The sequence below is a fragment of the Salicola sp. AFF1 genome (assembly GCF_056783195.1).
On sequence record NZ_JBXAYL010000045.1, the window covers coordinates 1 to 7,594 of the forward strand.

Here is a 7,594-nt window from a genome sequence, read left to right on the forward strand (position 1 = left end):
TCCAGATCTCCAAACTAAGGAAATTAGTCAATTCAATTATCATGTTGCAAAGATACATGACACTTTAAACACACTAGATGATTACATTCGACGGTCTGGTTTAAGCGTAAAAGACTCATAACAAGTGGCTGTTGTCGGACGCACCTACGCTGGGCTCCGGTGCGCCGCAAAGCCAAGCGTTAGTGGGCTGTGGCTCCGGGCCTTTCGTTGGCTCAGTGCCAAGGGCCTTGGCGGAAAGTTGGCAGAAAGCCGGAAATGTCGGTGCTCGGCCAAGGCCGTCAACATCGGAGAGGGAGTTGGTAGCTCTGCTGAGTTCGGCCTGGTTAGAGAATTTCGTGCCACAGTCGTGGGGCTGTTCGGCGCAAGCCAGTTGCAGATCGGCTACCTTTGAGTTCAGGTTCGTTCACCGCAACGGCGGCGGAGATTTCAGTCATAGTGCATCGGCAGTAGCCGGTGCAGGGGCAACGGAGTAGGCGGTTGTGGTTATTGCCGGAGAGCGGGCTTTCGTAGGGCCCGCCACTAACCAGCCGCTCAACCGGACGCCAAAAGCGTGCCGCTTTTGGTCCCCTACGCTGTCGCTCCGGCGCCGGTTAGCTATCCGTTATGAATCATGGATAAACTTGGAGAGATAGATGGACAACGGACCAGTCTTATCAGATAGCAGTGCTAGGAAAGATAGCATAGTCAACAATACACCAGCGGTTTTTATCGTTGAGGAGAACCCTGCTGCACATGGTACTGAGCCTTTTTATGAACTTGAAATAGCTAGCCAAGTCGCGAAATGGTGTGGGATTATTCAATCTGTTGCCACCAAACATGGGGTGGATCCGAGTTTAGCGAAGGCGATAATATTCATGGAAACCACGCATGGTTGGTATGACAAGTTCTATCCATTTCGGAAAACTATCTTGCCTATGAACATCCATTACAAATACTGGCGTGAATTAGGAGTCACAAGGGAGATTTTAGACTGCCCCTATTACAATATTGAGTTCGGAGTCATTCTGCTTTCCAGGATAGCTGCGCGGATTAAAGATCCAACACCAAAAAAGATCGCTACTGTATATAACTTTGTCGGAGCAAATAAAGTCAACAGCTATGGGGCACGGGTAGCAAAAATCATGAGGAGCAAGCCGTGGGTTAAGCGGGGTTGCGCGGCATGAAGAAGATATTTGGATTCTGCACCCTAGGAGCAGCGATTGCTGCAAGCTTAATACTTTATGTTGGCCTAAAGCATAATGCGATGCGGGAATTCTGTGTTGATCCCAATGCTGCTGCCTGCCAACTCGACTATATATATATGACGGGTATATGGGGGAGTTGGTTTTTAGTGTTCGTGTTGCCGAGTATTGGCATTTCGTTATTAATTAGAAGTTTGCTGCGACAACCAAGCAGTTCATAACATGTCGCTCAACCGGACGCAGGCAAGCTTGGCTTGCCTCCGCCGGTTAGCTCAGCGTTATGTGTGTTTGAGCCCGATAAATGGGAGTAGTCCTTGTGGATGACGATTTCGAAGTGGAAATGAGCCCGCTATGTCAGCAGCTGGAGTCCAATGGCCAGTCCGTTCAGGTGGACATTTATCGCGGGGATCATGGCGGCTGGATTCTGGACGTCGTGGATGAGTTCGGGAATTCGACCGTCTGGGATGATGAGTTCCCGAGCGATCACGCTGCCTTGGAGCAAGCCAAGACGACGATAGATGAAGAGGGCATAGAATCCTTGATTGGCATGGACTGACGGGGTCGGGCATCATAGGGTCAGATGGGTTGGCTACAGGGAGATTGAATGAGCCCGACAGTATTCAGGGAGAAGGGCTATCGATTTTTCTTCTTCTCAAGGGAAGAGTCGCGAAAGCATGTGCATGTGATTTCGGGCGACGGCGAGGCGAAATTCTGGATAGAGCCGGACATAGAGCTGGCCAATAACTACGGCTATAGCCGTCAGCAACTGAAAGAGATTGAGGCACTGGTGGAGGGCCACAGAGATGAGCTTGTCAGCGCTTGGCTCCAACACTTCGGAAGTTGAAGTGACGAACATTTCCTCTCATGGCGTATGGCTTCTTGCTCACGATCATGAGCTTTTCATGCCCTATTCTGACTTCCCTTGGTTTAAGGAGCAGCCCGTTCGGGCCATTCTCAATGTTGAGGAAGTGGCACCGGGCCACTTTCATTGGCCAGACCTCGATGTTGACCTAACGGAAGAGATCATCGAGCACCCCGAACGCTACCCCAATGTCGCCGGCAACACATAACCTGCGGCTCTACGGCGACCGCCTTTCCGGCGCTATGCGCCTACAAGCCGGCGCGTAAGCCTTATCGTTAGTGGGCTGTGGCTCCGGGCCTTTCGTGGGCTTTGTGCCAGGGGCCTTGGCGGAAGGTTGGCAGAAAGCCGGAAATTCCGTTGCTCGGCCAAGGCCGTCAGCATCGGAGAGCGAACTGGTAGCTCAGTCGAGTTCTGTTCCGGTTGGAGAAGTTGGTGCCACGGTCGTGGGGCTGTCCGGCGCAAGCCAGTTGCAGATCCGCTACCCTTGAGTTCAGGTTCGTTCACCGCAACCGAGGCGGTGATTTCAATCCAGGTGCATCGGCGGTAGCCGGTGCAGGGGCAACGGAGTGGGCAGTTGTGTTTATTGGCGAGGAGCGGCTTTTCGTAGTGCCCGCCACTAACAAGTCGCTCAAGTTCGTTCCCGGCCTTGCGGCCGTCCACCGGACGGCCCTGTCGGGCCGCCGCTTAGCTATTCGTTATATTTGAAGGAAACTATGTCGTACGGAGTCATACTAGCCAAGATTCTTCCACAAAAGTACGTGGCTGACTTCCTTGACGGAAATCTGTACATGAATACGGACGCGTATTTCGTTACGGTTGAATCGTCTGATGCACTCCGGTCAGATACTCATGAAGGAGTGGATGAAGCGTGGCAGTTCAAAGAAATCTCCATTCGAGACAGCTCCGGAAACTGGACGCCGATTGGTGGTGCACAAAGTCCGTTGATGTACAGATACGGAGAAAAAGAAAGCCGAAACATCCTCTGTATGTACATGTTTACTGATAAGCCCGACTTTCATTTCGATGAACGAAATATTGCCTTCGGGGATGCGGCTGTGATCATAACCGACTTAAAAGAGTTTGTGAGGCGCTACAAGGCGGCAGCACAAGACGCCGGGAAGCGGCTGCTACACGGTCCGGTCGAATACGTCGATAAACGTGACTATCATGGCCAAATGGGGCCGTTCCGCAAGTTCTCGGAGTACCAATATCAAAGCGAATTTCGCTTTGTTCTGTTCGGTGAGAACGGAGAACCGCCAAAGCCCGTAAAGTTTTCTGTGGGCGATATCAGAGACATTGCGATGGTTTTCTCAAGCAACCAATTACCGGAGTTGCCAAAGGTGAAGTCTCAGGGTGGTCGCAACTAAATATAACCAGGCCAGGCACGGCGACGCCTTTTTCGTTACGGCTTCGCCTCCACTACAAAGGCGCGCATGCTGGCAGCGTTAAAACGAAAAACCAGGAGGCCACATGCAACGGATCGCATCACAAATTATTTGGCGGGTTAATCTGCTCTTTCTGTGCCTTCTTCCTGGCTTTGCTCTTGCCGGAAACTCCGCTCCTGGTGACTATGTCACTGGTAAATCGTTAATGTTGGAAGTTCGGTATTGTGAGTGTCAGGCGACCAAGCCGGATAGTTTACCCTCCGACCTGCTGCCGAGTTTCCTAGAGGATTCCGATCGTTTAAAGGTTAGCGTACCGAGCGAGGGTAAAGGCTTTGCTTCTGCAGGTGATTTGTCCATCGGTTATGAGCTCAAGCCAGTCGCAAGCTCGCCCGACCAATTTCAATTCAACTATGCTGGCAGTTACACAACGGGTAATGTGAACAGTGCCGGCAACGGCGATTTGCTGCTCGTTCAGGGGCAATGGGTCATCCTTTTCGGATCGCAGCATGATAACGAAACCGGATCGCAATACAGCAATGTTGCGGTGCGACTGGCTAAGCCTGGTGGTTCCTGATGTCGGGTTTTAACAAGTCGGTCAACCGGACGCCAAAAGCGTGCCGCTTTTGGTCCCCTACGCTGTCGCTCCGGCGCCGGTTACCTCTGCGTTATAAATAGGAGATTTCAGAGCGATGAGTTACAGAAATAAGACCTATGTCGCGTTCGCCAGCGAGGACATTCAACTATATCGGTTAATGGAGGCATGGCGAGAAAACGATAAGATCGACTTCAACTTTTACGATGCACATGATCTTTTCGCGGCTAGGGATACCAGCACTAGAGAGACGATAAAACGCAGACTGCGTGAGAGGCTTAAAAACGCCAAACAAGTTGTCCTAATAGGTAGCGCTGATGCGAAGAAAAAAGGTGGAGATAATTACTCATTCTTGGCCCATGAAATCGATATTATTCAGGAGTTTGATCTTCCTATTGTGATAGCCAATAAGGATGGTGGCAGGAAAGTTAATAGTAGCTTTATTCCAAAGCCACTGTTGGATGCTGATTACTATACGTTGTCAGTATCGTTTCAGCCCAAGGTTATAAAGTTTGCTCTAGACAAGTATGCTCCAATTTATAGTGGCTCGTCCAATACAGGGCCACATTACTACACCGAAGACATATATAAAAAATTAGGACTGTAAATGAATATCCTTGCTGATATTAAAGCGTGGAGATTTTGGAAGAGCTTTTTAGTAAATGCATTTGCCTGTGGTGGATTTATTTCAGCGATATTTCAGTTCGTGATAATAGTATTTCCGTCACAGGCCACTAGTCTTCAGGGCGTGGGTGTAATAGTCGGAACGGTTCTTATCTCCATTATTTCCGGCCTTATCGCGTCTTGGCCTCGTCCAATTGAAATGGACTACTCTGCGCCGAAAACTACAATAAAAATAATTAAAGGTGATCTTTTGGAGCAAGATGGCCACTTAGTTGTTGGTGTTTGCGATACGTTTGATACAGAGTTGCCATATATCATATCTCCGAGAAGTCTTTTAGGGCAGACTATTCATAATATTTATGGAGGAGATGTAAAAGCGCTAGATAAGCAGTTGCATCACACTTTATCCAAGCTCGGCCATGTAGGGGTAATTGACAAGGAAGGTAAGACGGAGAAATATGGCGTTGGTACAGTGGTTCCGGTTCGACATTCGCCACGAATCATATATTTTCTTTCGTACTGTGAAATGAATCAGAGAAATGAGGCTTTTGGCTCTGTCGATGGTGTTTGGAAAAGTCTAGTTTCATTATGGGATAAACAGTCTGAACTCGGAAATCACGGCGCTATCTCCGTGCCAGTAATCGGCGGCGGTCAAGCAAGAATGTCACATCTTCTTCCGGCACAGGATTCTATACGCTTAATCGCTTTATCTTTTATGTTTGCTTCGCGGCAACACAAAATTTCAGATGAATTGCGAATAGTGGTCCAACCTTCTGATTATGATCGACTGGACAGGCTAGAGCTTCAATCTTTCTTATCTTCACTGAGCCCATCATGAAAGATCCCACAAGCCTTCAACTCCCTAATAATGATTCATGCGCATTCTGTGCATACTTGTCAGGTGAGAGACCTTTTTCTTTTGTCTATAAAGGGAATATGGTTTCAATCCTAGTGACAAGAGAGCAGAGGGGTTGTCCCCATATGCTGGTAATACCCACTCGGCATGTTGAAACCATACTAGATGTTACTGAAGAAGAAGCAGGAAGACTCGCTATTGCCGTGAGAGATATTGCTAAAGCAATCGAGAGTGTGTTTAAACCAAAAGGCATTACGATTTGGCAAAACAATGGTGTGCCGTCCAGCCAGTCGATCGCTCATGTACATTTTCATGTGGCAGGAACCCTGGAAACCGGTGGAACGGAATGGAGTGATGTCCGCGAATTACCTTTAGAGGAAACTGAGGATATTGCCGACAAACTTCGGCATTTATTCAGCTCATATAGCCTATAAGGCTGCTTATAATATATTTATAACAATCGGCTGCACAGCGACCGATTTTCCGCCGCTTCGCGGCTCCAAACCGGCGCGTGAGCCGGGCGTTAAGAGGCAAAGACTGTGGAAATCGTTCCTCTAGCAGATAAAAGGGAGCTCATTGCTGAGTTGGCGGAGCTTCACCATGCAGAGTGGAAGAACTTGAACCCGTCGCTGACTCTGGAAGGGCGAGCCGAAGCTATCTCTAATGCTGCGGGACGAGAGGGCATTCCTTCAATCTTTATTGCAATGTCAGGAAGTCAGCTTGTTGGTTCGGCTGCGCTAGTACAGAACGATATGGACACAAAACCGGATTTATCTCCTTGGCTGGCAGCCGTCTATGTAAAAGAAGGCTTCCGGCATCAGGGAATAGCAACGGAATTGATTGCTCGGTGCGAATATGAGGCAGCTCGATTAAATGCTAATGCCTGGTATCTGTACACCGAGTTCGCCTCGAAACTTTATGAGAAACTTGGCTGGAGTCATATGGAGCGATGCGAATAAAAGGGAGTGACAGTCGATGTCATGTACAAGCAGATTGCCTCTTAACCAGGCGGTCAACCGGACGCCAAAAGCGTACCGATTTTGGTTCCCTACGCTGGCGCTCCGGCGCCGGTTACCTTAGCGTTATGCACAAAAGAGGATGATCTACCTTGCCAGTTGAAATGCCAGTTGAACTGCGCTTTCCGATGGGAGGAACAGTCCCTTTGACGATGGATGCAGTACAAGATTTTCTCAGCCTAGTGCGGCGGGCTTCGTCCAACGCCGTTGGACGGCAAGATATTATTGAGCTTTTTAAGGAGTATTTCGCGGCAGCAAGTGGTGACCAGTACGCTAGAAGCTCAAGTCTGTCTTGGGCTGAATCAGACCTCGAATATCATGCCGGACTAGCTGCACCAGATGCTCCAGGATTTATTGCTGCGTTTTGCGACGCTTGCGAGAAGCTTGAGTCAATGGGGGTTGCCGTTCCAGGCCATCAATACGTCAATAACATTCTCGAAAAACATAGCGTTCCGTTCCGGGTCATTGATAACGAGGTAACCGCAACTGGAGAACATTTGTCGCCACCAGACCCAGGTGATGATACGGCTGAATCCACAGTCTCAAGAGCCTTAGCTGATGCCAAGGCTCTTGTAGGTCACTCCAATGCGGCAAGTGCAATAGATCGCGCACATACTGCGTTACATGCATATTTAATAGGTTTGTGTGAAGAGGCTTCTATACCAATAGAGGCTGATATTACTTTATCAAAGGCGTTCAAATTACTTCGTAAATCGCATCCCGCTTTGGCTCCTGAAGGGCCGAGAGGTGAAGATATTACAAAAATCCTTCAGTCGTTCGCTTCAGCTGTTGATGCTTTCTCTACCATAAGAAACAAAGCTAGCCTCGCCCATGCAAATGATCTATTGGAGGAGCCGGAGGCAACCGCGGCGCTTAATTCAATATATACAGTTTTTCGTTATCTGCAGGACTGTATCAAACGGTCTGGAAATGCATAACCAGGGGCTGCAGCGGACCGTTTTTCCGGCGCGGTGCGCCTCCAAATCGGCCGCTGAGCCCAGGCGTTGAGGCTGTAGAAAAACCCCCGATTTGGTAGGCTGGCACTGAGCAACAAGGAGCTGTTCGCATGCCCCGATTC

The 7,594-nt window shown here is 49.2% G+C and carries 11 protein-coding genes; all 11 read left to right on the plus strand.

The genetic code is table 11. The features are described 5' to 3' along the window. The first annotated feature begins 632 nt into the window (after positions 1-632). The 11 genes from AC1RQI_RS15870 to AC1RQI_RS15920 all read left to right on the plus strand — a co-directional run bounded on the left by AC1RQI_RS15870 (position 633) and on the right by AC1RQI_RS15920 (position 7,454). Positions 633-1,163, plus strand: a complete 531-nt coding sequence (locus AC1RQI_RS15870; protein WP_481905590.1) for a lysozyme family protein — start codon at positions 633-635, stop codon at positions 1,161-1,163. A gap of 319 nt (positions 1,164-1,482) precedes the next feature. Then, entirely contained in the window at positions 1,483-1,737 is a 255-nt protein-coding gene (locus tag AC1RQI_RS15875) for a hypothetical protein (protein ID WP_481905591.1), read from the plus strand. 48 nt (positions 1,738-1,785) lie between these two features. Further along, positions 1,786-2,025 (plus strand): DUF4160 domain-containing protein, encoded by a 240-nt coding sequence (locus AC1RQI_RS15880; RefSeq protein WP_440997258.1) that lies wholly within the window; start codon positions 1,786-1,788, stop codon positions 2,023-2,025. Next, the gene (locus AC1RQI_RS15885; RefSeq protein ID WP_481905592.1) at positions 1,985-2,251 is read left to right on the plus strand and encodes a DUF2442 domain-containing protein; all 267 of its coding nucleotides are present in this window, start codon (positions 1,985-1,987) and stop codon (positions 2,249-2,251) included. Before AC1RQI_RS15880 ends, AC1RQI_RS15885 begins: the two co-directional genes overlap by 41 nt. Positions 2,252-2,831: 580 nt before the next feature. Then, positions 2,832-3,410 carry a hypothetical protein gene (locus tag AC1RQI_RS15890; RefSeq protein WP_481905593.1) on the plus strand — a complete coding sequence of 193 codons (579 nt, stop codon included), beginning with the start codon at positions 2,832-2,834 and terminating at the stop codon, positions 3,408-3,410. A gap of 103 nt (positions 3,411-3,513) precedes the next feature. Then, on the plus strand, positions 3,514-4,002 hold the full coding sequence (locus tag AC1RQI_RS15895) for a hypothetical protein (RefSeq protein WP_481905594.1): 489 nt from the start codon (positions 3,514-3,516) through the stop codon (positions 4,000-4,002). A 115-nt stretch (positions 4,003-4,117) separates the two neighbouring features. Continuing rightward, positions 4,118-4,627: a TIR domain-containing protein gene (locus AC1RQI_RS15900; RefSeq protein ID WP_481905595.1), complete on the plus strand. Its 510-nt coding sequence runs from the start codon at positions 4,118-4,120 to the stop codon at positions 4,625-4,627. Next, a complete protein-coding gene (locus tag AC1RQI_RS15905; RefSeq protein WP_481905596.1) occupies positions 4,628-5,482 on the plus strand; it encodes a macro domain-containing protein in 855 nt (284 codons plus the stop codon). It abuts the gene before it with no gap. Continuing rightward, a complete protein-coding gene (locus AC1RQI_RS15910; protein ID WP_481905597.1) occupies positions 5,479-5,934 on the plus strand; it encodes an HIT family protein in 456 nt (151 codons plus the stop codon). Before AC1RQI_RS15905 ends, AC1RQI_RS15910 begins: the two co-directional genes overlap by 4 nt. A gap of 105 nt (positions 5,935-6,039) precedes the next feature. Beyond that, a complete protein-coding gene (locus tag AC1RQI_RS15915) occupies positions 6,040-6,459 on the plus strand; it encodes a GNAT family N-acetyltransferase (RefSeq protein WP_481905598.1) in 420 nt (139 codons plus the stop codon). 149 nt (positions 6,460-6,608) lie between these two features. Next, complete coding sequence (locus AC1RQI_RS15920) at positions 6,609-7,454, plus strand: abortive infection family protein (protein WP_481905599.1); 846 nt, start codon at positions 6,609-6,611, stop codon at positions 7,452-7,454. Positions 7,455-7,594 lie beyond the last annotated feature (140 nt).